Source organism: Ignavibacteria bacterium (assembly GCA_036262055.1).
GTDB lineage: Bacteria > Bacteroidota > Ignavibacteria > Tepidaquicellales > Tepidaquicellaceae > DATAJP01.
Genome location: DATAJP010000003.1, coordinates 72,105 through 97,305, shown reverse-complemented (window position 1 = coordinate 97,305; position 25,201 = coordinate 72,105). Strand labels below are relative to the sequence as shown.

Annotated in this window: 19 protein-coding genes; 8 read left to right on the top strand and 11 right to left on the bottom strand. The window is 36.0% G+C overall.

The features are described from left to right. The first annotated feature begins 73 nt into the window (after nucleotides 1–73). The 4 genes from dsbD to VHP32_07510 are packed head-to-tail and all read left to right on the top strand — an operon-like array spanning nucleotide 74 to nucleotide 4,415. The gene (gene dsbD / locus VHP32_07525; protein ID HEX2787739.1) at nucleotides 74–1,900 is read left to right on the top strand and encodes a protein-disulfide reductase DsbD; all 1,827 of its coding nucleotides are present in this window, start codon (nucleotides 74–76) and stop codon (nucleotides 1,898–1,900) included. Between the two features lie 3 nt (nucleotides 1,901–1,903). After that, on the top strand, nucleotides 1,904–2,647 hold the full coding sequence (locus tag VHP32_07520) for a hypothetical protein (protein HEX2787738.1): 744 nt from the start codon (nucleotides 1,904–1,906) through the stop codon (nucleotides 2,645–2,647). A gap of 2 nt (nucleotides 2,648–2,649) precedes the next feature. Beyond that, the gene (gene truA, locus VHP32_07515; protein ID HEX2787737.1) at nucleotides 2,650–3,387 is read left to right on the top strand and encodes a tRNA pseudouridine(38-40) synthase TruA; all 738 of its coding nucleotides are present in this window, start codon (nucleotides 2,650–2,652) and stop codon (nucleotides 3,385–3,387) included. 2 nt (nucleotides 3,388–3,389) lie between these two features. Then, nucleotides 3,390–4,415, top strand: coding sequence for a hypothetical protein (locus tag VHP32_07510; protein HEX2787736.1), 1,026 nt, complete (start codon nucleotides 3,390–3,392; stop codon nucleotides 4,413–4,415). Here VHP32_07510 and ispE read toward each other — a convergent pair. The 7 genes from ispE to VHP32_07475 all read right to left on the bottom strand — a co-directional run bounded on the left by ispE (nucleotide 4,405) and on the right by VHP32_07475 (nucleotide 14,207). Then, nucleotides 4,405–5,280, bottom strand: a complete 876-nt coding sequence (gene ispE, locus VHP32_07505) for a 4-(cytidine 5'-diphospho)-2-C-methyl-D-erythritol kinase (GenBank protein HEX2787735.1) — start codon at nucleotides 5,278–5,280, stop codon at nucleotides 4,405–4,407. The two genes, VHP32_07510 and ispE, sit on opposite strands and share 11 nt — an antisense overlap. A gap of 256 nt (nucleotides 5,281–5,536) precedes the next feature. Next, entirely contained in the window at nucleotides 5,537–6,541 is a 1,005-nt protein-coding gene (locus tag VHP32_07500) for a beta-ketoacyl-ACP synthase III (GenBank protein ID HEX2787734.1), read from the bottom strand. After that, on the bottom strand, nucleotides 6,531–9,059 hold the full coding sequence (locus tag VHP32_07495) for an ATP-dependent Clp protease ATP-binding subunit (GenBank protein HEX2787733.1): 2,529 nt from the start codon (nucleotides 9,057–9,059) through the stop codon (nucleotides 6,531–6,533). Before VHP32_07495 ends, VHP32_07500 begins: the two co-directional genes overlap by 11 nt. A gap of 152 nt (nucleotides 9,060–9,211) precedes the next feature. Further along, nucleotides 9,212–9,655, bottom strand: coding sequence for a BrxA/BrxB family bacilliredoxin (locus VHP32_07490; protein HEX2787732.1), 444 nt, complete (start codon nucleotides 9,653–9,655; stop codon nucleotides 9,212–9,214). A gap of 171 nt (nucleotides 9,656–9,826) precedes the next feature. Then, nucleotides 9,827–10,660, bottom strand: a complete 834-nt coding sequence (locus VHP32_07485) for a prolyl oligopeptidase family serine peptidase (GenBank protein ID HEX2787731.1) — start codon at nucleotides 10,658–10,660, stop codon at nucleotides 9,827–9,829. Nucleotides 10,661–10,672: 12 nt separating this feature from the next. Further along, nucleotides 10,673–10,900: a hypothetical protein gene (locus tag VHP32_07480; GenBank protein ID HEX2787730.1), complete on the bottom strand. Its 228-nt coding sequence runs from the start codon at nucleotides 10,898–10,900 to the stop codon at nucleotides 10,673–10,675. Between the two features lie 163 nt (nucleotides 10,901–11,063). Further along, entirely contained in the window at nucleotides 11,064–14,207 is a 3,144-nt protein-coding gene (locus VHP32_07475; protein ID HEX2787729.1) for a T9SS type A sorting domain-containing protein, read from the bottom strand. 167 nt (nucleotides 14,208–14,374) lie between these two features. Between VHP32_07475 and VHP32_07470 the strand changes: the two genes are divergently transcribed. The 4 genes from VHP32_07470 to pdxH all read left to right on the top strand — a co-directional run bounded on the left by VHP32_07470 (nucleotide 14,375) and on the right by pdxH (nucleotide 19,941). After that, complete coding sequence (locus VHP32_07470) at nucleotides 14,375–15,370, top strand: tRNA-dihydrouridine synthase (protein ID HEX2787728.1); 996 nt, start codon at nucleotides 14,375–14,377, stop codon at nucleotides 15,368–15,370. 61 nt (nucleotides 15,371–15,431) lie between these two features. Further along, complete coding sequence (locus VHP32_07465; protein ID HEX2787727.1) at nucleotides 15,432–17,180, top strand: glycoside hydrolase family 3 N-terminal domain-containing protein; 1,749 nt, start codon at nucleotides 15,432–15,434, stop codon at nucleotides 17,178–17,180. A 4-nt stretch (nucleotides 17,181–17,184) separates the two neighbouring features. Then, a complete protein-coding gene (locus tag VHP32_07460) occupies nucleotides 17,185–19,305 on the top strand; it encodes an FG-GAP-like repeat-containing protein (protein ID HEX2787726.1) in 2,121 nt (706 codons plus the stop codon). Then, a complete protein-coding gene (gene pdxH, locus VHP32_07455; protein HEX2787725.1) occupies nucleotides 19,306–19,941 on the top strand; it encodes a pyridoxamine 5'-phosphate oxidase in 636 nt (211 codons plus the stop codon). A 387-nt stretch (nucleotides 19,942–20,328) separates the two neighbouring features. Here pdxH and VHP32_07450 read toward each other — a convergent pair whose 3' ends face one another. The 4 genes from VHP32_07450 to queC all read right to left on the bottom strand — a co-directional run bounded on the left by VHP32_07450 (nucleotide 20,329) and on the right by queC (nucleotide 25,120). After that, entirely contained in the window at nucleotides 20,329–22,074 is a 1,746-nt protein-coding gene (locus tag VHP32_07450) for a phosphoenolpyruvate carboxykinase (GTP) (protein ID HEX2787724.1), read from the bottom strand. A 105-nt stretch (nucleotides 22,075–22,179) separates the two neighbouring features. After that, entirely contained in the window at nucleotides 22,180–23,283 is a 1,104-nt protein-coding gene (locus tag VHP32_07445) for an AI-2E family transporter (protein ID HEX2787723.1), read from the bottom strand. A 31-nt stretch (nucleotides 23,284–23,314) separates the two neighbouring features. Further along, nucleotides 23,315–24,415, bottom strand: a complete 1,101-nt coding sequence (locus VHP32_07440) for an AI-2E family transporter (protein HEX2787722.1) — start codon at nucleotides 24,413–24,415, stop codon at nucleotides 23,315–23,317. A 15-nt stretch (nucleotides 24,416–24,430) separates the two neighbouring features. Beyond that, nucleotides 24,431–25,120, bottom strand: coding sequence for a 7-cyano-7-deazaguanine synthase QueC (gene queC / locus VHP32_07435; GenBank protein HEX2787721.1), 690 nt, complete (start codon nucleotides 25,118–25,120; stop codon nucleotides 24,431–24,433). Nucleotides 25,121–25,201: the final 81 nt, after the last annotated feature.

Genomic DNA, 25,201 nt, shown 5'->3' with positions numbered 1-25,201 from the left:
TATTAAAAATTGATTGGTTTTTATATTGAAATTGCAATATTCTGAATTTATTTTGGTATTCCAATTAATTTTGATGAAATTAACTTCCGTAAAATTATTATTTTATTTCCTTTTCTCCCCCATTTTATTGTTTGCACAAAATTCAGAATACGTTAATACAGAAGCATTCCTGAATAAGGCAGTCTATTCAACCAATGACACCGTTTCAATGGCTCTGAAGATGGTTATAAAGGAAAAATACCATATAAATTCTTATCAAGTCGCCGACCCGACTCTTATTAAAACCGCAATTTCCTCCGGCTCAAATGAATTTAAATTAATCGGGACTTACTTTCCGCCTGATAAAGAATATAAGTTTGAATTCAGTGATAATAAAATTAAGGTTTATGAAGGCACAGTTTATATTGGTTTAAAATTTACAGGTTCGGATTTAAAACCGGGAAGTTACGAGATTCCGATAAAAATAAATTATCAGGCATGTGATGATAAGCAATGTTATGCCCCCAAGACAATTAATTTTAATGTTCCTGTTAAGATTGAAGCAACTTCATCAGCAACTTTATCGAATGCTGATGTTTTCAAAAATGTAGATTTTACAAAGCCAACAGTTGCATCAGGCAATACTAACCAAACTCAACAGACACAGTTAACTGAAAATGAAAGAACGGGCAATGCTCCTGCAGAAGAAGATCAGATTTCCGATTTAATTGAAGAACAGGGAATGTTTGTTGCATTATTTTTTATTTTCGGATTCGGGCTTTTATTAAATCTAACACCTTGTGTTTATCCATTAATACCTGTAACAATCAGTTATTTCGGAGCTCAATCAAGCGGAAGCAAGGCGCAGAGTATTTTAATGGGTTTATTCTATGCTTTGGGAATGTCCATCACATATACCGCACTCGGAGTTTTTGCAGCTCTGACAGGTGGATTGCTTGGAACGGCTTTACAGAGTCCGATTGTGATTATAGGTATCGCAGTAGTATTTATTGCACTTGGAACAAGTATGTTTGGATTATTTGAAATTCGTGTTCCTCAAAAATTAGCCCTTGCAGGAAATAAGAACCGTTCCGGATTATTCGGTTCGTTAATTATGGGTTTATTGGTCGGATTTATAGCTGCTCCGTGTATAGGACCAATAGTATTAAGTCTACTTTTATATGTAGGAAAAACGGGAAGCCCTTTCATAGGATTTTTACTTTTCTTTGTACTATCAATGGGACTCGGATTTCCATATATTTTTCTCGCTGCATTCTCCAGTGCTCTTAATAAATTACCTCGTTCAGGTGAGTGGATGATTGGAGTAAAAATTATCTTTGGTTTAATTTTATTCGGAATGGCAATTAATACAATGTCTCCTATTATACCAAAAGATATTTATGCTTGGTTATATCCGGGTTATATTATCGCAGCAGGAGCTTATTTAATCTTAATCGACAGAAATGGTTTATCATCAAAAGTATATACAAATATTAAATATATCATTGCAATTGTTGCTATAATTTGGGGAACCTGGCAATTGAAACCTGCCGGTGCAACAGAGCATTTAAATTGGCAGGTTCTGAATTCATATTCTGCGATTGAAAGTTCCATCCAAACTGAACAGAAACCTGTTATGATTGATTTTTATGCGGATTGGTGTGCGCAATGTAAAGAACTTGATGAATATACTTATACTGATAAAGAGGTTATTGACTTGTCTAATTCTTTTAATAATATTAAAATTGATTTAACTACAGAGAACCCCGAGATTACCGAAAAGTTTGGGATTAAAGGTTTACCGGTAGTAATTTTTATGAATTCAAAAGGAGAAGAGCTTAGAGACCTCAGAATTACAGGATTTTTAAAACCGGAGGAGTTCATTAAGAAAATGAATTCAGCTCTGGAAAGGAACAAATAATTAATGAAATTTATTTCTTATGTTTTAGCATCGCTCATTCTTCTTTTGAATAGCGCATCCGCTCAAAATTCTGCCGATAAAAAAGCAGAATTAACTTACAAGTTTTTAAATCAGAACCAAACTTCAAACCAAAATTTTCAGGATAACTTAACCGACCTTCAGGCAACTTCAGAAAAATCTTCCGGTCTTGCAATGATAATGTCTCTTGTGCTACCGGGTGCCGGTCATTTTTACATCGACAGAATGGATGTTGGAAAATATTTTGTGGCAGGTGAAGCTGCATCATGGATTGGCTTTGCAGGGTTCAATATTTTTGGGGATGCAATTAGAAGTGATTCCCGCACCTATGCTCATCAAATTGCAGGTGCAAATAAAAATATCACTGACGATGAATATTACACAAACATCGGATTTTATATGAACATTTACGATTATAATAATGATAAGCTTGCAAGAGGAGAATATGACCAGTTATATGATGTAAATAAATTTTATTGGTACTGGAACACTGCTGAAGAACAAGGAAATTTTGAAACTCAGAGAAAGAAAAGCGAACGTATGTATAACAAACGCGTAATTTTCACTACTGCAATGATTGTTAACCGCATAACAAGCGCTATCAGCGCATTGATTCTTGCAAATCAGCAAAATTCACTGCTGAAAAATACACAGTTAAAATCAGAGTTAATAAAAGGCGCAGATAACAGAATAGACGGACTTAGCTTAAACTTTATTAAAAACTTTTAAGCTTGCATAATTATAAGCTTGTTATTGAATATGACGGCACTGACTATTTTGGCTGGCAAAGACAAAAAAACACAAACAAGACAATACAGGAGATTCTCGAAAGTTCTTTAAAAAAGATTTTTAAAAAAGATGTAACTTTAACAGGTTCAGGACGCACAGATACAGGCGTTCATGCCTTAAATCAGGTTGCGAATTTTAAAATCGATGCGAAGCTAAATAATTTAGACAAGATTCTATATTCTCTTAACTCAGTGATTCCTCCTGACATTTCGGTGAAATCGCTTGAAGAAGCAAAGGAAAGTTTTCATTCACGGCATGATGCAAAGAAGAGAGAATATGAGTACAGAATCTCGACAAGAAAAAGAGGATTGCAAAGCAGATATTATCACAGATTGATTTATGACATTGATGTTAATAAAATAAACCAAGTTTTACCTGAGCTATTAGGATATAAAAGTTTTCGTTCTTTGTGCAGAAATGCTTCCGATAAATATGATTTCAAATGTGAGATATTCAAAGTTTCAATGAAAGAATACAAATCCCGTCAGGAAATCATATTTAATATTACAGGAAGCAGGTTTTTACACTCAATGGTGCGTGCAATTGCAGGCATATTAATTGATATAGGACGAAACAAAATCTCAATAAATGAATTTAAAAGAAAATTTAAAAAGGGAGAAAAAATAAGCACAACTTATCTACCGCCTAATGGCTTATTTCTGAAAAAAATATACTACTAAAAATGAAATCAGCAATTTTATTAATATTTATCTTCCTTTTTACAAACAATTCTTTCTCTCAAGAAACGGAAAACACTAATCCGCTTAAACCCATTGAAGTTTCACACAGGGTTATGGATGAAAGATCTTCTTTTCAACCCGGAATTGTTGCAATAGTAGATGATAACCAATTTACATTCAAAGTCGACAAAGCTATTTATGATGAACATAATTTCAAAAAACTACATATCCTGAATTGGAATGATGAAGACTTTGGAAATGAAGAAACAATCAATGAACATAAAGCTGAGTTTCTACATAATTCATTTCATAACAAAATTTTAAATACAGGAAAAGAAAAATCCCCCGTTCTCGGCGCAATCATGTCAGGTATAATTCCGGGTTCAGGTGAAATTTATGCGCAGAGCTATATAAAAGGCGCAATTTTTGCCGTTGCTGAAGTTGGATTATGGCTCTTAAAAATTAATTTTGACAAAAAAGGCGACGACCAGACGATAAAATTTCAAAATTATGCCGATGCCCATTGGGACATATATAAATATGCTGCATGGCTGAAAGCTGAAAATTTTCCCGGCGCTCAAAATATAAATGAAACAGAACCTGATAGAGAAATTTTAAGACAACAAGTAAATGAAGTAGAAAGAGTAAATTTTTCACATACACTTCCGGAGTTCGGCGCTCAGCAATATTATGAGGTAATTGGGAAGTATAACAGTTTTTTTGCAGGATGGAGTTTTATTCCAAGTAATTCAATAACACGGAATAACTGGTTTGACTATGAATCAGTTGACGTAGATAATTATATGAGTGAACGTCAGCAGGCAAATAATTATTATGACAACGCTTCTCTGGCTGTAACGGGTGTTATAATAAATCACTTATTGAGTGCTGCAGATGCTGCGTGGACAGTTTCGATGTTTAATAATGATATAAAAGTTAAGACAGGAATGGAGTTCAAAAGTCTTTACTCTAACAACCACAACAGAAGAATGCTCGTTCCGTTCGGTAATCTGAGCATTACGTTTTAATCACATCATATTTCAATTTTCTAAACTTATCAAACGTTTCATTAATTTTCTCTTCCGGAACGTTTGATAAGTTTTCAAACAATCCATATACCGTTCCGCCGGTTCCGCTTAATGAAGCAAATACCGCTCCTGCCTTTAACAATTCATCTTTTATCTTTTTTATTTCAGGATAGCGTTTGAAGACAATTTTTTCAAAATCATTCTCAAAATACTCATGGTTTTCAGGATAAAACTTTTGAACTTTTGAAAGAAGTGAATCGTGAATTTCTCCCATCTGATAATTAAGTTCCTCAAAAGCCCATTTTGTTGAAACGTGAATGCCGGGATTTATAAGGACTATTTGATATGGCAATTTAAAGTTTTCAAGAAGCTTTATTTTCTCTCCACGACCTTCAGCATAACAAGGCAAAGCAAAAACAAAAAACGGAACATCACTCCCCGCCTGAAGAGCTATTTTTATTATTCTTTCATAATCATTTTCCAAATCAACAGCGAAATATTCAATTAAAAATCTCAGAACAGTTCCTGCATTTGAGCTTCCACCGCCAAGACCACCTCCGACGGGAATATTTTTTTCTATGTTAATGTGAATTTCATAACAATCGCGGATTTTATATTCAATAAAAAATGCCTCGATGATTCGATAACAAAAATTTTTTTTATCGGTTGGGACATACGGCTTGTTTGAGCTTATGAATACGGAATTCCTCGGTGTGTCTGTTTTTTCTATGCTGATTTTTATGTTATCACATAAATCTACCGGGTAGAAAATAGTCTCAAGGTCATGAAAACCGTCTTTTCGTTTGTTGATGATTTTCAAACCGACGTTTATTTTCGCCGGAGATTTAAGTTCTGTGAAGTTCATTTTACACTTCAAATCATTTTAGTTTATAAAAATTTTCACATTAAAAATGATTCTTGCTTGGATTCCCGCCTACGCAGGAATGACATCCTGTGGGATTCCTGCTATCGCAGAATGACAGAGGTACATACAAAAAAGGCAGAATAACTCTGCCTTTCGTTTTAAGAACAATTTATTTTTAAAATTACTCATTATTCATTACTCATTACTCATTATTCACTACTAATTGGTCATTGCAAATTGCTAATTGCACATTGAATTAGATGTCCCATTTAATCAAAATCGAACCCCAAGTGTATCCTGCGCCGAAGCTTGAAAGCACGATGTTGTCGCCTTTTTTTAGTTTGCCGTTTTGGTAATACTCAGCGATGCATGTCGGGATGGTTCCTGAAGTCGTGTTGCCGTATTTATTAATATTCACCATAACTTTGTCCATTCCAACACCCATTCTATCGGCAGTAGCTGTGATTATTCTCATATTTGCCTGATGAGGAACGAGATATGCAACATCTTCACCTTTAAGACCATTACGCTCCATAATTTCATATGAAACTTCAGCCATTCCTACAACTGCAGCTTTGAAAACCGTCTTGCCGTCCTGATACACATAATGCCAGTCGTTATCAACAGTTTCATGGCTTGCAGGATGAAGACTTCCGCCACCAAGCTGATATAAATACTTTCCGCCTGTTCCATCAACGTGCATGATTGAATCGATTATGCCTACAGATTTATCTTCAGTCGGCTCAAGCAGAACAGCGCCTGCAGCATCTCCGAATAAAATACAAGTATTCCTGTCCTTCATGTTCGCTATGGCAGTCATTTTATCTGCACCGACAACAAGAACTTTTTTATGAGTTCCGTTCATAACAAACTGAGCCGCGGTATTTAATGCAAAAATAAAACCCGAGCATGCCGCAAGAACATCGAAGCCCCATGCATTCTTAAAACCCATTTGCTCCTGAATGATACAGGCAGTAGACGGGTACATCATATCCGGGGTTACGGTTGCAACAACAATGAGGTCTATTTCTTCGGGAGAGATATTTTTTCCTTTGAGAGCGTCTTCAATTGCGCGGATAGCCATGTAAGATGTTGGCTGGTCTTTCTCCAGCCAACGTCTTTCTGTAATTCCTGTTCTTTCTCTTATCCATTTATCATTGGTATCGAGAAAAGATTCAAAATATTTATTATCAACTACCTTCGGAGGCACATAATATCCAACAGCAGAAATTCTCGCGTTGAATGGAGCTTTACTTGCCATCTGACTCCTTAGTTCCTGTTTCTTCAGTTATCGGTTCTACCGGTTTAATATCATTTCCATTCGTAATAAATATAAGCTCATCGGTTCCTTGCGGATACTGAACTTTAACATGGCTTCCCTCTTTCACAAGTCCTTTCAGAATTTCCTCGCTAAGCGGGTCTTCAAGATACTTCTGAACCGCTCTTCTCAAAGGTCTGGCACCGAAATTCGGGTCAAATCCTTTTTCTGCCAGGAATTCTTTTGCCTCGTTCGTTAGCTCAACTGTAATAAACTGCTCTTTCAATCTTGAAAGCAATTTATCGGTTTCAACATCAACGATTTTGATAATATCTTGTTTCTCAAGCTGCTTGAACGTAATCAAATCATCTATACGGTTTAAAAACTCAGGAGAGAAAACTCTTCTTACAGCTTCGTCAACCGAACTTTTCATTTTATCATACTTTGCCAAGTCTTTCTGCTCACCAAAACCAAAGACCTTATCAAGCTTAATATCCCTTGTTCCGACATTGGAGGTCATTATCAGAATTGTGTTTTTAAAGTCCACTCTTCTTCCAAGACCATCTGTCAAGATACCATCATCAAGAACCTGTAATAAAATATTGAAGGTATCAGGATGCGCTTTTTCTATTTCATCAAGCAAGACAACCGAATAAGGTTTTCTTCTGACTTTCTCAGTCAATTGACCGCCTTCTTCGTAACCAACATATCCCGGAGGAGCTCCGACAAGACGCGAGACATTGAACTTCTCCATATATTCACTCATATCTATTCTGATTAACGCATCTTCCGATTCAAACAAGAATTTTGCAAGCTGTTTTGCAAGTTCGGTTTTACCGACACCTGTAGGGCCTAAAAATACAAATGAACCGATAGGTCTTTTCGGGTCTTTTATTCCTGCGCGTGCTCTTCTGATTGCTTTTGAAATTTTTTCAATAGGTTCATCCTGTCCGATAATAACTTTCTTTAAGTAATCTTCCATATTAACAAGCTTGGATGATTCACTTTGAGCTATCTTATTTACAGGGACTCCGGTCATCATTGCGACAACGTCGGCTATATGCTGTTCGTTTACTTCGAAAAATTTTGTCTGTGACTGAATTTCAAGGTCAAGCTTCACCTGGTCGAGCTGTGAAAGCAGATTTTTTTCCTTATCACGCAATCTTGCAGCTTCTTCATAGTTCTGATTTTTAACAACCTGATTTTTTTCCTGACGGACTTTTTCAACATCCGCTTCGAGCTTTAAGACATCATCAGGAACTACTATATTTGCAAGATGAACTCTTGCGCCGGCTTCGTCCATTACATCTATAGCTTTATCAGGAAGGAATCTATCTGTTATATACCTATCACTTAACTTAACGGCTTCAACTATCGCTTTATCAGTAAATTTAACATTATGATGCTCTTCGTACTTAGATTTGATGTTCGTAAGAATCTGAATTGTCTCATCTACAGTAGGAGGGTCAACCATAATTTTCTGGAATCTTCTTTCCAAAGCACCATCTTTTTCAATATATTGTCTGTATTCATTCAATGTAGTTGCGCCAATGCACTGCAGGTCACCTCTTGCAAGAGCAGGCTTAAAGATATTTGAAGCATCAAGCGAACCGCTTGCACCTCCTGCACCTACAATTGTATGCAATTCATCTATGAATAAAATTACATCTTTAGCTTTTTCAAGCTCGTTCATCACAGCTTTCATTCTTTCTTCAAACTGTCCGCGGTATTTAGTTCCGGCTACTAAAGCTGCAAGGTCAAGAGTAACGACACGCTTTCCGTGAAGGACTCTCGATACCTGTTTATTCACAATCCTTAGAGCTAACCCTTCAGCGATTGCCGTTTTACCAACACCCGGCTCGCCAATCAACACAGGATTATTCTTTTTTCTGCGGCTGAGAACCTGTGCGACTCTTTCGATTTCTTTTTCTCTGCCGACTATCGGGTCAAGCTTGTTTTCAGTTGCGAGCTTTGTAAGGTCACGTCCGAAATTATCAAGAACAGGAGTTTTTGTTTTTTCCTGTTTACCTCCGCGCTCACCTGTTGTACCTTTGCCACCTGCAGGAGGTGTTGCAGAAGAAGGCTTACCGCTTAAAATATTCATCAATTCGTTTTTCACGACATCATAATTTATATTGAACTGATGTAAAATCTGGGCTGCAAGATTATCATCTTCTCTTAAAATGGAAAGAAGAAGATGTTCTGTTCCGATAACATCCGATTTAAATAATTTAGCTTCTAAATAAGTTATTTTTAAAACTTTTTCAGCTTGTTTAGTTAAAGGTATATTACCGACTGTCAAAGTACCGCCTGATTGTCTGACAGTCTCTTCAACAGCTTTCTTAATTTTACTTGCTTCAATACCAAGATTTTTGAATATTTTAACAGCAATTCCCTCTCCTTCCCGGATAATTCCGAGTAGCAAATGTTCCGTTCCTATATAATCGTGTCCTAACCTGATAGCCTCTTCCCTGCTTAATCTGATAACGTCCTGAACCCTATTTGAGAAATTACTATCCATATTGTTATAATTTGTTTAATTTATCAAAAAACTAACTTTTTAAAAAGTATTTAATTATTAACTACTATTTTACTACATTTTTATCCTAAATAAAAATGCCCCTTGCATATGAGGGGCACCGGACATCAAATTTTCTATTTATTTAACTATCGTTATCCCTCTGCAGGTTCCTTTTTTATATTTTCCTGCAAAATATTCTTAATTTTATCGGCAACAGCATAAGCATCGTTGTTTTCAATCTCCATTCTTTGAATCATTGCCTTTAGCTTTCCATCTTCAATTAATGCCATTTGAGGTGATGACGGCGGATAGCCCTCAAAGAAGTTTCTTGCTTCACTTACAGCATCTTTTTCCATTCCTGCAAATACGGTTACTAACCTGTCAGGCATTATATTGTTTTGTTTTGCCCAGTCCATTGCAAGCGCAAGACCCGGTCTTGCCTTTCCTGCTGCGCACCCGCAAACTGAATTTACAAATACAAATGCAGTGCCTTTTTTGTTTAATTCTTCGCGCACCTCGTTTGCAGAATACAATTCTTTAAAGCCAATGCTAACAGCTTCATCTCTCATCGGCTGCACCATTATAGGGTCGTACATTCCCTTACTCCTTTCGTTATTAGTATTATTAATATTTTGATTTACTATTTTGAACATTCTATTTATTTAACAAAATTTATTTTATTAAAGTTGTTTTAAAGGTGAAAGGTAAGGGGTTAAAGGTGAGAAGTAAAGAACTTTTCAACACTTCTAATCTTTAACCTTTCCCCTCTAACCAAGATACTTCCTAAACCATTCTTTTCTCAGCTTTACAGTTTCTTTTCTAAATTTTTTCAAATAATGGTCGCCGCCGTCCAGTAAGACAATCTCAATGTTTTTTACTTTGCCTTTCAGCTTTTCATACATTTCAGTTGAGTTTCTGACCTCAACGTCATCATCTTCAGTTCCGTGAATCATCAGAATCGCTGCATCAGTATTTATTTCATCAGCAAAGTAAAGCGGTGATTTTTCTTTCTTCCTTTGATTAAAAATTTCTTCACTTTCTGTCCCAAAAATTCTTCTGTATGTATCCTGCATCATTGCATGATCGACCAAATCGGTTAATCCGGAAATAATCACACAAGCTTTTACTCGGTCAGTCATCGTAAGAACTTTAAAGGTCATCATTCCCCCGCGGCTCCAGCCCTCCATTCCTATTTTAGAACTGTCGCATGCTTCCAAATCATCTGCAATATCAAAGAGCTTTATCACATCGGTAACATCTTTGCCGCCGAACTCATCTTTATCCCGATACATTGAAGCAAGCACTACATAACCCCAGCTTGCAATTTCTCCAAACATTCCTCGCGCAAGGAACTCATCTATATATCCTGATTTTCTGCTTCCGCCGCGATTCCAGATTACGAGCGGGTATTTTTTTGATAAATCCTTTGGGTAAGCTAAATAACCATCAATCTTTTCACCATCATTATCATATACAATTTTTTCGACAATTGTGTTATCAATAATTTCATCTCCCCATCCGCTTCGAATCATATTTCGATTTTTCTCGGGTAAGTCAATTACTTTTCGAGAAGATATAATATCAGAATCTACTTTAGACAATCAATAACTTCCTTATTCTTCGATAATCAATAAATTATAATAGCCGAGCTTTATGTCGAATTCCATTCCCTCTTTATAATGATAATGCTTTTCCATTTTAGAAGGAAGCGTGTTTTCGACTTTTACTTTTGCCCAGCAACCGCCGTCATGCTCAACTATACTTGCATCATAAATCTGCTCGCCGTTGTATTCAACTCTGTATTTTTTCCCTTTTTCGGGCTGTCCTGTTAAATATTTCATATGTAAAAATAAGAAATTTTTTAAACTTTAAATACGACTAATTTAGTCTTATTTCAGATAAAAAAAATGCCCGCGAAAAGCAGGCATTTTCTTCACAAATAAATATATACTAACTATTATTTTATCAACATTCCCGCAGAGCGGGACTGACAAAATGATTATATCATTTTATCAGCATCATCTTTTTAATGTCAGAGAATTCGTTAGATTCAAGCTTATAGAAATAAACGCCTGAAGCCATGTTCAGTCCGTTGAAATCAACTTCATAGAATCCCGGAGCCTTCATTTCATTTACCAAATTAGAAACAAGTCTTCCTGTAATATCATAAATCTTCAACGATACAAATCCTTGTTTAGGAATTGCAAAGTTTATCTTCGTTACAGGATTGAATGGATTCGGGAAGTTCTGTTTCAATTCATAAACTGTCGGAATTCCATTCGGGTCTTCGATATTAGTCGGTGTAATTTGGTCAACATAATCCAATGCGCCAAGTATCCATCTCCTTTGAGGTGAACCGCTTGCTCCACCGACTGCATTTTTAAGAGATTCAAAGTCAACTCCGAAAGTTGCGACATTGAAATTATTTGCCATTCTTCCTACACCATTGTAGTTGCCCGCTACTCTTGTAAATGCATATAAATATGATAAGCTTGGAACAGTTGATTTTGCAAGAACGTCAGGCCATGGACCTGAAGTACTGTCTTTTAATCCTGAGTTTACTCTATCACCCATTAATCCTTCAGGACCTGTGCTTCCTGTAGGTCTGTCAGAAACAAATGTCCATCCAAGTGTGTTTGAAACGAAATCAACATCAATATATGTTGAGCCGGTTCTTCCCCAGTGATAACCAACATCTTCAGCAAAAATAATCAACTTTGATTTTGTAGGAATTGAAGTTCCGCCTGAAGCAAGATATGTTTTTAAAGAATCTTTTACTCTGTTCGAAGCAACTGAAGTTCCTTCACCAAGAAGAATCACTTTTTTGTAACCTCTGAAAGAAATTCCGGTTGTAGCAGTGTTTCCGCCTCTGTTAAATAAATCATATGTAACGCCTCTTGAGTTAAGACCTGCTATGATTGAGTCTCTTGAAGTTCTGCAGTTCGCGACTGTTGAATCATAAAGAACCACTACATCGCCTTTTGCCTGTCTCTTAAGAGTTAAATTATATGTCTGGTTTGATGCCACGGAATCACCCGGATTTCTGAAAGCATAAACTCTATATTGTCCAACGATAGAATCACCCGGTGCAATTGATGCGAGAAGTCCGTCTAAAGTTGAATTGACTATCGAATAAGCAGTATCAAATCCGCCATTGTTCGACATAAAGCTCAATATTGGAGGACCTGTAAACGTTGGTGCATCAAAGAGAACTTTATAAGTAACACCTTCACCGGATTTTGACCAGTTAAAATTAATTGTTGAACTATTAAATACCGATGTAACTATAGTAGTATTATTTGCCGGAACTGCAAGATTAACCGGTGTATTATTCGGAACAGCTCTTCTCAATGTAATTGCGCGTGGTCCGTTAGCGGCTTTTAATGAATCATTTGCAGGAGGATTAGGTCTGAATCCCCATACATCCCACTGTCCAACTAATTGGCCACCCTGAGCAACGCCAAGTCCTGCAAGAATAACATCCAGCTGACCTGATGTAAGTGAAAGCGAATTGCTTCCTGATTGCTGTGTAATCAATCTTGGTGATGTGGTTGGTGAACCAAAAATCCATTTGTATGATGTTCCTGTTGCGGAAGTATCCCAGCCAAAATTGAATACGGTTGATGAACCCGGAAGTGACGAGTAAGTAGTTCCTGCCGCAGGACTTTGCAAGTTAAATGGATTTAGAGGATTGTTAGCTATAGTAACAGGAGCACTCCATAATTGGTATAAACCTGTGCTTCTGTCTGCCCATACAGGGAATAATTTTGAATTAGTTGAGGTAATACCGATATAGTCACCTTGATAACCGCCTGCTAATCCTGAAATCGGCATTGGTTTAAATCTATGGTCACTAACTTTGAAATCTGTAAATGTGCTTCCGCCATCTATTGAACGTGAAATATAAACATCGGTAGAATCACTAGGAGTTGCAAAACACTCTCTGTCATCATAATAAACAACGCTTACGCCGCCGAGGTTATCAACACAAACAGCCGGCATATATTGATATTTTCCATTATTCAATGGGTCTTGATTGACTCTAACGCCTGCAGACCAGTTAACTCCGCCGTTTGTTGACCTGTGTAAAACAATGTCAGGGTCTGTTCCTGCAGGTGATAAATTTCTTTCTGCAGCTACAATATATATCCATCCGTTTCTCGGACCACCGGTTCTGTCAACTGCAATTCTTGGAAAACCGCTGACACGGATACCCGATTTTGTAGAGAATGTTCCTCTGATACCATTCATATCATAGATATTCTCATTAACAGACCAGTTAACACCACCGTTTGTTGAAATACCAAACCCGGCAAAATCTTCTGTGAAAGGTGAACCGGAAATTGGAGCAGCCCAGCAAACATAAACTTGTCCGTTCGGACCTATACCAACGTCAGTACCTTGTGAATAGTGACCGGCAGGAGGAGTGTTTACCTGTGTATGAGTTGACCAGCTTACACCCCCATTTGACGTGAATGAAACTGCAACATAAGGATTAGAAACTGCAAACCAGCTCCAAGCACAATATGTTCTTCCATAATATGGTGAAGAAGGTGCATCATCAGAATTAGCAAAATTTTTATCTTGTGAACCTGTTCCGAGTGTAGCAGTGTTAGACCATGTTAAACCATTATTGGTTGAGTAATTTGCATACATACCTGAAGTAGTATAACCCAGATGTGTCATATGCAAAACGCCATTTTTATCGATTGCAGGACCCGGGTCACCACCATGATTTCCAATGGGTGCGCCGGTAAGTGTATCACTTCCAAACCAGGTAGTTCCGCCGTTTGTAGTAACATAAGTTCCTTCACTGATGAACAATGTTCCGGTTGTTGTCATATTGCAAGATGCCCACATAATATTTGGATTAGTAGGATGCTTTACAATTATAACTTCACTCTGATTTGTATTAGTTGTAGGGTGTGGACGAAAGTTTGGACCTACGACATATGGTCCGACAACTCTTGGTGTATTCGTAAAAGATATTATATCTTGAACTGTTGGTAAAACGGAATATTCCCCGTTAGGATAGACTTGCGTCATTCGAGGATCTGCATTCCATTTTTTATCATCGTTGGTTTTTTGCCCTGTAAAAATAATAAAGCCAATACCAGCAATGAGAGTTAGGAAGAAGAGCTTTCTCATTTGTATGTTTTAGTTAGGTTGTGAAAAAAATATTTGAGTAATAATATTAATTTTATATACGATAAACAAGCGTATATTATGTAATATTAACAACTTGTAGTGTTTTTCAAATTACCATACCAAGTTAAATAAATTACTATATTGGTAAAAATTGAGTATTTTTAATTATGAATTCTTTTCAGGAAATATTTAAAAATAAGCTGCTTTTGGCACCTATGGAGGATGTAACAGAACCTCCTTTCAGGTTAATTTGTCATCGCCTTGGAGCTGACATTGTCTACACAGAATTCATATCCTCTGAAGGTTTAATACGTGATGCAAGAAAGTGCCGTGAAAAGCTTTTCATTTATGAAGAAGAGCGACCTGTTGCAATCCAGATATTCGGCGGCAATGATGATGTTATGATTGAAGCGGCAAGAATTTCGGAGTCCGCAAAACCTGATTTCATAGATATTAACTGCGGATGCTGGGTGAAGGATGTTGCGCTGCGGGGCGCCGGCGCGGGATTATTGAAAGACTTGCCTAAGATGAAAAAGATTGCCGAATCAATTGTGAAGAATGTGAAACTTCCGGTTACGCTAAAAACACGATTAGGCTGGGATGAGAATTCAATTGTCATTGTTGATGTTGCAAAAATGCTTGAAGACATAGGAATACAAGCATTGACTGTTCATTGCAGATTGCGCGGACAAGGAAATAAAGGTAATGCTGACTGGAGCTGGGTGAAACGAATCAAAGACAGCGGAGTTGAAATGCCGATTATACTTAATGGCAATATTAAAACTCCTGAAGATGTAAAATTTGTTTTTGAAAATTTCAAACCTGACGCAGTTATGATTGGTCAGGCCGCGATGTTGAATCCGTTTATATTCAGGCAATCAAAATTTTATCTTGAACACGGCTATCACGAAGAAGAACCTCCGCTTGATGAGAAGGTTAATAAGTGCATAGAACATTTAAGATTGTGTGTTAAGCTCAAGGGTGAAAACTTAGGTGTCCGCGAGTTCAGAAAATATTATTCAGGGTATTTAAGAAACTTAAGAAACATAAATGCTTTCAGAATTGAACTTATGGGATATGATACATTTGCTCCGATTAAAGAAAGGTTAACCTGGCTGAAACAGGAATATAAAAATTCTGTTTTAGCTGTAAGTGAAGAATAGTTTAAATTTGAAAAGAATGGGATTCCCGCTTTTGTGGGAATGGCTTCAAAAAATTATATAGATGAAAAAAATATTATTACCGTTAGTTGTAATTGCTGTTGGATTTATATTTGTATTTAGCGCTTTCAAACCTGAAGACACTTATACATCTGCAACGTTAAAAACTTATGTTCCTTCTGTAACCGTTCAGAGAAAATTATCCGAAATGACTTTGCGTGAAAAGATTGCGCAGATGATTGTATCTTATTCTGACGGCTTTGAAATTTCCGAAAACTCAGGAGAATTCAAGAGAGTAAAAAAATTAATTCAGAATGAAAAAATCGGAGGGTTAATTTTTTTCAAAGGAAATTCTTTACAGGAAGCATCGTTAATAAATCAATTCCAGACATTATCGGAAACTCCTCTTCTCATATCGGCAGATTTTGAGCGCGGAACAGCAATGCGCTTGAATGACGGCAGTTTATTCCCGAGCAATATGGGTTTAGGCGCAACCAGAAATTCAGCGCTTGCATATCAAATGGGATTACAGATTGCAAAGGAATGCCGCGCAATAGGAGTACATCAAAATTATGCACCTGTTATGGATGTGAATAACAATCCGAACAATCCGATTATTAACGTTCGTTCATTCGGTGAAAATCCCGAACTTGTTTCACAAATGGGCGATGCAATGATAAAGGGCTTGCAGGCAGGAAATGTAATTGCAACAGCAAAACATTTTCCGGGACATGGTGATACGGATATAGATTCACATAGCGACTTGCCCGTATTGAATTTTGATATGACAAGGTTGAATTCAGTCGAGCTTATTCCATTTAAAAGCGCAATAAATACAGGAGTAAAGTCGGTTATGATTGCTCATTTGTCTTTCCCGGCAGTTGATAATACTCCATACCTTCCCTCTTCATTGTCAGAAAAGCTTGTTAATGAACTTCTAATTAACGAACTTGGTTTCAAAGGACTTGTTGTAACTGATGCATTGAACATGGCTGGTGTAACAAAACATTTTTCAACAAAGAAAGTTGCAACTTTATGTGTTGATGCAGGAATAGATTTGATTCTTATGCCCCAGGGAGAAACAGAAACAATTAACGCTATCGAAGCAGCAGTGAAAAATGGAAGTATTTCAGAACACAGAATAAATACTTCTGTTACAAAAATTCTTGAAGCAAAGGAATGGTTAGGGCTTTTTAACAATAAACTGGTTGACGAATCATTAATTCCTTCGGTTGTCAACTCAACTGAAGCAAAAAGCATTGCGCAAAAAATTGCAGATGAATCAATTACGCTTGTAACCGATAATGATAATTTGCTTCCGTTTAAAAATGTTTCGGATAAAAAAGCATTGGTTATTTCACTAAATAACGGGAACGAAACCGCAAATACACAATATTTTTTCAATAATTTTGTTGCTTATAACAAATTTGCAAGTTATGAAACTTATGACCTGACCGGCGATTTAAATAATAACAGTGAGATTTTAAATACTGCGAATTCTTATGATTACGTTATTGTTCCGATTTATGCAAAAGTAAAAATAAAAACAGGCACAGTGGGAATACCTGCATCACAGCTTAATTTAATTAATTCATTACTTGCAAACGGCAATAAAGTAATTGTGCTTTCAATGGGAAATCCTTATCTGATTCAGGGTTTTGAAAATGTAAACGCTTATGTTTGCGCATATGGAGATTCCGAAGCGTCAATCAATGCAACTTTAAAAACTTTATTCGGTGAAATCCCTTTCAAAGGGAAATTACCCGTATCAATTTCTTCCGTTTTCACTTACGGAACGGGAATACAAAAATAACCTGATGCCAAAGCATATATTAATTCTCATCTTATTTCTTATTTGTACATTTTACGCAGAAAATTCTCCGGCACAGGATTATTTACAAAAATTTTCAGGCATTCCTTTTACTGTTAATGGTCAGACTTCAATGGCTCCGTTTAATGGAGGTGTTGACAACGCACGCACGCAGTTTGTTGATATAAACAATGACGGCAAACCTGATTTATTTACCTATGACGTTGATACAACTTTAAATTTTTATCAGAACAACGGAACTACTTCAGTTCCGAAGTTTGATTTGGTAACGACGCGATATCAGAACCTTTCGATTAAATACTGGTTTGCTTTCGCCGATATGGATAATGACGGTGATTTTGATTTATTTGCCGGTGCTGAACCATCCATAATAAAATACTACCGTAATACAGGTACCAATACAAATCCTGTATATACTTTGATAATTTCCGAGCTTCGCACAAATTCTGACTCTACGATTTTCAGTGAATCAAATTCCGTTCCGACATTCTGCGATATCGATAATGACGGTGACAAAGATTTTTTTACCGGAACGGCTCTTGGAAGGATAACATTTTATGAAAATATCGGCACACCAACAAATTTTAATTTTAAATACATAACGGATTTTTGGCAGGAGCTTGAAATTATTTCACCGGTAGCAAAACCGTTTAAATTAATTAATGAAAATGATGGCGGCACAAGACACGGTGCAAACTCGATTCAATTCACTGATTTGGATGGCGATAATGATAATGATTTATTTTTTGGCGACCTTTATTCTAAGAGCATTTATTTTATAAAAAATTATGGGACACCATCGAATCCTGTGATGGCAGTTGCAGATTCGGCTTATCCAAGACCAAACCCTTATTATTCTTTTGGATTTAACTCAGTAAGATTTTGTGACTATGATGGAGACGGAGATAATGATTTGTTTGTACTCGGCTTATATTCCGCTCAGACATGGAAGAACATGGTGTATTATAAAAATGTCGGGACTCAGTTTAACCCTTCATTTCAATTCGTATCAAATAATTTCTTAAGTAATGTTGACGTCGGCAGCAACAGCAATATTGTTTTTGCAGATATTGATAATGACGGCAAGAAGGACTTATTTTCAGGAAGTGCCGAGCAAAGAATTGTTTATTTCAAAAATGCAGGCACTGCAGTCTCACCTGCTTTTACTTTAATGACGGATTCATTACCGATGAATATTTCTCCCGATAATTATTATATGGCTCCTTCGCTTGCCGATTTGGATAATGATGGCGACATGGATATGATTTTAGGAAGTTACATAACGGATTCAATCTGGTATTATAGAAATACGGGGAGCTCATCGAATTTTATTTTTACAAAAATTGCAGTTGGCAACACAATCGGTATAACCGGTGTAGGACAAAGCAGTGCCCCCACTATTGTTGACATAGATAATGACGGCGACTTTGATTTGTTAACCGGGAATTCTGCAGGCAGAATAAATTATTACGAAAATACGGGAACACCGGTTAGTTTTAATTTTGTATTAAGAAGTAATTTTTATTTTAATATCGATGTTGGAAATGAAAGCGTTCCGAGATTTACCGATGTTGATAGTGACGGCGATAAAGATTTATTGATTGGAACACTTGGCGGAAATGTAGTTTATTACAAAAACACCGGAACATCAACGTCTCCGAATTTTGTTTTAGAAACAAATAATTACGCCAATGTAAAAGTTTATTCAAATGCATGTCCTGAATTTACCGACATAGACACCGACGGTGATATCGATATGTTTATTGCCAATATCAAAGGCGGTATTTATTACTTTGAGAACAGAGATATAATCGGAATAAGTAACATTTCTACGGAAGTTCCCGCTGAGTTTAAGCTTTCGCAAAACTACCCTAACCCTTTTAATGGAGTTTCAAACATAGAATTTGCTATCCCAAGTCTTTCGCATGTAACATTAATTATTTATGATATTAGCGGGAAAGAAATATCTTTACTTCATTCAGGAAAATTAAATGCTGGAGTTTACAAATATCAGTGGGACTCAGGTGATTTGCCGAGCGGAATTTATCTTTATTCATTGAGGACAGAAAATTTTTCTCAGACTAAAAAAATGGTCTTAATAAAATAGATGGATTTAACAAAAATTAGTAATGAGTATTTAACCGGAGCATTTGAAGAAAAAGATGCTGATAAAAATCCGTTTATTCAGTTCGGCAAATGGTTTGAGATTGCTCTTGGTTCAGGAATTAAAGAACCTACGGCAATGGTCCTCGCAACCTCAACAAAAGATTGTAAACCATCTAACAGGGTTGTATTATTGAAATCGTTTAGTGATGAGGGATTTATTTTCTGCACGAACTACGAAAGCAGAAAAGGTAAAGAGCTGAAAGAAAATCCTAATGCTTCAATATTATTTTTCTGGCCGGAGTTGGAAAGACAAATAAGAATTGAAGGAACAGTTTCTAAAACATCTTACGAAGAATCAAAGAAAATTTTTGATGCGCGTCCTAAAGAAAGCCGAATAGGTTCACTTGCTTCAGAGCAAAGCTGCGAAATTCCTGACAGGCTATATCTCGAAAAAAGATATAGTGAGCTCGAAAAAAAATATTTAAATGAAGACCCTGTTTTACCAAAATTCTGGGGAGGATATATATTAATTCCTGATTATTTTGAATTTTGGCAGGGAAGAAAAAGTCGTCTCCACGACAGAATCATATATAAAATTGCTTCAAATGGTTGGAAGATAAACCGTTTAGCACCTTAATATTACATAGCAATTAAACTCTAATTTCAGTATTTTTAATCATAGAATTACCAAATAATTAAAAGTATTATTTGGCAAATGTTGTATGGGTTTTGTTAAAGGATGAAGGTCTTTGAAATAGCGGGGTTAATCCGGTCAGATTATTAAGTTAACTCATTTATGATGACACATATAGATGTCGACAAGGTAAAGAAGCAATATGATTGGGATCCTTCAAAAGGGGATTATATCCATAAAACTGAAAGCCGAAAAACAAATTCAAATAAAATCTTATACCTGTTAATAGCTGTAGTAATTATTTTCGGTGTAATTGCTTATGTAAAATTTTTCTAAATTTTTTACCTTAAATTAAAAGCCCTGCTGATACAGCAGGGCTTTTTTTATTTTTTAGTTTAATCTTTTTTCAAATTCATTTAACTCTTCTGTCATTTCTTTAGGAAGCCGATTGCCGAATTTATCGAAGAATTCTTTTTGCGAAGGAAGTTCTTTTTTCCAATCGTCATTTTTCACTTCAAGAACTTTTTCAACATCTTCTTTTTTGATATTGAGTCCTTTTAAGTCAAGCGAATCAGAAGTCGGCACATAACCGATAGCAGTTTTTTTAGCATCTGCTTTTCCATTTATTCTTTCATAAATCCATTTTAATACCCGGGCATTATTGCCGAATCCGGGCCAGAGGAAATTCCCCTTCTCATCGGTTCTGAACCAGTTAATATTGAAAATCTTAGGAGCTTTATCACCCAGTTTCTTACCCATATCAAGCCAGTGTTCGAAATAATCCCCCATATTGTATCCGCAAAAAGGAAGCATTGCAAAAGGGTCACGTCGAACTACGCCAACAGCTCCTGTTGCAGCGGCAGTAGTTTCCGATGACATTGTGGCACCTACAAAAACTCCATGCTGCCAATCAAATGACTCATATACAAGCGGAACAGTTGTTGCCCTTCTGCCTCCGAAAAGAATTGCTGAGATAGGAACACCTTTACCGTCCTGCCAATGAGGAGAAATACTTGGACATTGGGATGCAGGAGCTGTGAACCTTGAATTCGGATGTGCAGCTTTGCCTTCACCGTTATATGGCTTCCCTTGCCAGTCCCATAACGGACTTGGAACTTCCTTTGTCATTCCTTCCCACCATGGCTCATCATTTCCTGTTCTTGCCGTATTTGTAAAAATAGAATTTTTATGTAACGATGCAATTGCATTTGGATTTGTTTTTTCATTTGTGCCCGGTGCAACTCCGAAAAATCCTGCTTCAGGGTTTATTGCATATAATCTTCCATCATCACCGATATACATCCAGGCAATATCATCCCCTACCGTTGTTACTTTATAACCTTCATTCTCAAGAGCTGAAACCATCATGGCAAGATTTGTTTTTCCACAGGCAGAAGGAAGAGCCGCAGTAATGTATGTTGTATTGCCATCAGGAGTTTCAAGTCCGAGAATGAGCATATGCTCTGCCATCCAGCCCTGTTCTTTTGCGAGCCAGCTTGCAATGCGAAGCGCAAAACATTTTTTACCAAGCAAGGCATTACCGCCATAACCTGAACCCACTGACCAAATTAAATATTCTTCGGGAAAATGCGCAATGTATCTTCTTTCAGGATTGCAATCGGCAACAGAGTGCAGACCTGCAACGAAATCATATTCATCTTTCATTTTATCAAGAGCAGCCTGCCCCATTCTTGTCATGATTCTCATATTTGCAACCACATAAGGCGAATCAGTAATTTCAACTCCGACTTTCGAAGCTTCTGCATCGGTTGGTCCCATAATGTAAGGAATTACATACATAGTTCTTCCTTTCATTGCTTTGTCAAAAATCGGACTCATAATTTTTTTCATTTCTTCCGGTGATTTCCACTGGTTTGTTGGTCCCGCATTATCTTTATCTTTTGTGCAAATGAAAGTAAGGTGCTCAACTCTTGCAACGTCATTAGGGTTAGAATAATGTAAATAACAATTCGGGTAAGTTTCTTTATTTAACTCCATTAAAGTTTTATCGGCAAGCATCTCTTTTATAATCATGTCATACTCTTCCTGCGAGCCGTTGCACCAATAAACCTTATCCGGCTTGCAGAGCTCCTCGCATTCTTTCACCCAATCTTTCAGTTTTTTACTAAAATGCATTTTCTCTCCTGTTTATTTTTTATTATTTTAAATTTTATTGTTGAAAGCTACAGTCTGCAATATAACAGACCGTTTATCAGACTAAATGTCTGTTATTTTTTTAAATCAAGCAGATTCTGTAATTCTTGTGCTTCTCTTTTTTGTTATTTTTCGCACTGAGCCCATGTTATAAGTCATAAGCACTGCAATTGATCGTGTGGCATCAAACTTCATCAGAACAATTTTTATCATGCTCATAATAGGAAGGGCTAATATCATGCCCATAATACCCCAAACATAACCCCAGAATATCAATGTTACCAGAATAAGTACTGGACTTAAATCAAGACTGTCTCCGAATATTTTCGGCTCGAGAAAATTGCCGAATACATTTCCAATCACAATTAAAATTGCAAGAATTATTAAGGGTGTTACAAAATTATCATATATGAATAATGCCGTCAAAAATGGAAGTATAGTGGAAATTATTGCACCAATATTAGGAATATAATCCAAAAGAAAAGTCATAAGTCCCCATATAAGAAAGAAATCAACTCCGAAAGCCCAAAGAATAATTGTTACGCATATTGAATGAGCTAAATTTATTAACGTTAGTCCTATGAGATACTTGCGGACATCACGAAAAACATCACCGATAATTGAAGAAATATTTTTTGCTTTTTCCGGAGTAAAAGCGATCATTATTCTGCGCTTTATACTTCCGATTTCAGATAAAAGAAAAACAACATAAATTAAAATTAAAACAAAATCTCCGAATATTCCAAAAATTCCTGAGAAAAAACCTGTAACAATTCCGGTTACAGTTCCATCCTGTATGTATTTTTCGGGATCTAAAGAAGCTTTTAATCCTTCAACATCAATCCCCCAGCTTCCAATCATAAAAAATATATTATTGAAAAGCTCATTAAATTTTTGTTCATAACTTGGAAGTGCTGCCTGAAAAGGACCAACAGTTGCTATTATAAATACACTTGCAATATTAACTATCAAAATTATTATCAACACAATAATGACGATAGAAGTCCACCCCGGAATTTTTTTGCTTTTAAGCCATGTATAAAACGGCTCAAACATAAATGCAATTATGACTGCGATGATAAAAGGGAGTAAAATATCCTGAAGAGTTTTCAGAATGAACACTGAAAACGTAATGAGAAAAACAGATGCAACTACCGTCAGAAGTTTACTATTATTATATTTTTTTTCCAATATAAGACGAATCAGATGTCCGTTGCTTTTATTAATCGGGTTCAGTAATATTTTTTCCTCTTTTTTTCTTAATCTCTCTCACAGAGCCGAGATTATAACTCATCAGTATTGCAATAGGCCGCGTCGTATCAAACTTCATCAATACTATTTTAATCATACTCATAATCGGTACGGATAATATCATTCCCATGATTCCCCAGACATATCCCCAAAATATCAACGAGAATAAAATAAGTATCGGGCTTAAATCAAGATTATCGCCAAAGATTTTCGGTTCCAAGAAATTTCCGAATGCATTTCCTATTATGATAAGTATAACAAGAATAATTATCGGCATTACAAAATCATCATACTTTAATAATGCAGTTAAGAAAGGCATTACAGTTGCAATAATTGAACCGATATTTGGAATATAATTCATTAAGAAAGTCAGGAAGCCCCACACGAAGTAAAAATCAATTCCAAAACACCATAAGATAAAAGTTATGACACTTGCATGAACAAGGTTTATTAATGTCTTTCCAACTATATATTTTCTGACATCATGAAAAACATCGGTAATTAAAGATGCAATTTTACCCGCTCTTTCAGGTGAAAACGCAACCATAATTCTGCGTTTAATGCTTCCAATTTCCGATAAAAGAAATATTACATAAATCAATATTAAAACAAAATCTCCGAATATCCCAATTATACTGGAGAAAAGACTTGTTACAATTCCTGTTATTGTTCCATCCTGAATGAATTTATTCGGGTCCATGGAGGATTTTAATCCTTCAACATCAATTCCCCACCCTGCAAGCGTATAGAAAAAATTATTAAAAAGTTCATTAAACTTATCTTCATATCTTGGAAGTGCATCCTGAAACGAACCTATGCTTGTAAGAATAAAAACACTCGAAATGTTTGAAACTAAAATAATGATTAGAATTACAATAACAATAGCTCCCCAACCGGGTATTTTTTTGGTTTTAAGCCATGCATAAAGCGGCTCAAACATAAAGGCAATTATAACTGCAATAAAGAATGGAAGTAAAATATCCTGGAGTGTTTTAAGAATAAAAAATGCAAGCGCAATAAGGAAAATTGATGCAACAATGGTAATAAATTTATTATTGGTATATTTTTCCATTATTTATTCTGAAGATTAAACATAATTGATGACTTTTTTGTAAGGAATAGGGTCTTCAATGCCTGCTTGTTGAAAACCTCGCAGTCTTAAAGCGCAACTTTCACATTCGCCGCATGCAATTTTATCATTTTTATAACAAGACCACGTTAGATGTAAAGGACTTTTCAGATTTACAGAACGTTTCACAATTTCTTTCTTAGAAAGATTGATTAAAGGAGTTTCAATCTTAATTTTAGAACCGGGTTTAGTCCCCTTTTCAATCATTTTATTGAAAGCAGAAAAAAAACTTTTTCTGCAATCTGGATATCCGCTTGAATCTTCCTCTACGGCTCCGATAAAAATCTTATGCGCCTTTATAATCTCTGCCCAGCTTACGGCAATGCTCAAAATGTTGGCATTCCTGAAAGGAACATAAGTTTGGGGAATGCTTGTTTGTTTTTTCTTTAAATTCGCTTTTTTTACTAATATCCTTGTATCAGTCAAAGCAGAACCACCGATTTGTTTCAAATAGCTAATGCCAACGATAAGCTTTTTCTTAACACCGTAATATCTTGCAATGTCATTAAATGCTTTAAGCTCTCGCTTTTCAGTCCTTTGCCCATAATTTACGTGCAAAAAAGCCATATTATACTTCAGATTTGTAATAGCTGCAGTTAATGCGCTATCCATTCCACCGCTAACTAAAACGACTGCTAAATCTGACATTCAATGAATTTAAAGATTAATTAGAGAAATGTTAAGTCAAATATATTAAATTTTCGCAGAAATCTATTTTTATGGATTAAT

Excerpts from the sequence above, each read along its gene's own strand:
- VHP32_07495 (HEX2787733.1), bottom strand. The coding sequence starts at position 9,059 with ATGGATAGTAATTTCTCAAATAGGGTTCAGGACGTTATCAGATTAAGC.
- VHP32_07480 (HEX2787730.1), bottom strand. The coding sequence starts at position 10,900 with ATGAAATATTTAACAGGACAGCCCGAAAAAGGGAAAAAATACAGAGTT.
- VHP32_07450 (HEX2787724.1), bottom strand. The coding sequence starts at position 22,074 with ATGCATTTTAGTAAAAAACTGAAAGATTGGGTGAAAGAATGCGAGGAG.
- queC (HEX2787721.1), bottom strand. The coding sequence starts at position 25,120 with ATGTCAGATTTAGCAGTCGTTTTAGTTAGCGGTGGAATGGATAGCGCA.
- VHP32_07500 (HEX2787734.1), bottom strand. The coding sequence starts at position 6,541 with ATGGCAAGTAAAGCTCCATTCAACGCGAGAATTTCTGCTGTTGGATAT.
- VHP32_07465 (HEX2787727.1), top strand. The coding sequence starts at position 15,432 with ATGAAAAAAATATTATTACCGTTAGTTGTAATTGCTGTTGGATTTATA.
- pdxH (HEX2787725.1), top strand. The coding sequence starts at position 19,306 with ATGGATTTAACAAAAATTAGTAATGAGTATTTAACCGGAGCATTTGAA.
- VHP32_07520 (HEX2787738.1), top strand. The coding sequence starts at position 1,904 with ATGAAATTTATTTCTTATGTTTTAGCATCGCTCATTCTTCTTTTGAAT.
- VHP32_07440 (HEX2787722.1), bottom strand. The coding sequence starts at position 24,415 with ATGGAAAAATATACCAATAATAAATTTATTACCATTGTTGCATCAATT.
- dsbD (HEX2787739.1), top strand. The coding sequence starts at position 74 with ATGAAATTAACTTCCGTAAAATTATTATTTTATTTCCTTTTCTCCCCC.
- ispE (HEX2787735.1), bottom strand. The coding sequence starts at position 5,280 with ATGAACTTCACAGAACTTAAATCTCCGGCGAAAATAAACGTCGGTTTG.
- VHP32_07510 (HEX2787736.1), top strand. The coding sequence starts at position 3,390 with ATGAAATCAGCAATTTTATTAATATTTATCTTCCTTTTTACAAACAAT.
- VHP32_07490 (HEX2787732.1), bottom strand. The coding sequence starts at position 9,655 with ATGTACGACCCTATAATGGTGCAGCCGATGAGAGATGAAGCTGTTAGC.
- VHP32_07470 (HEX2787728.1), top strand. The coding sequence starts at position 14,375 with ATGAATTCTTTTCAGGAAATATTTAAAAATAAGCTGCTTTTGGCACCT.
- VHP32_07460 (HEX2787726.1), top strand. The coding sequence starts at position 17,185 with ATGCCAAAGCATATATTAATTCTCATCTTATTTCTTATTTGTACATTT.
- VHP32_07475 (HEX2787729.1), bottom strand. The coding sequence starts at position 14,207 with ATGAGAAAGCTCTTCTTCCTAACTCTCATTGCTGGTATTGGCTTTATT.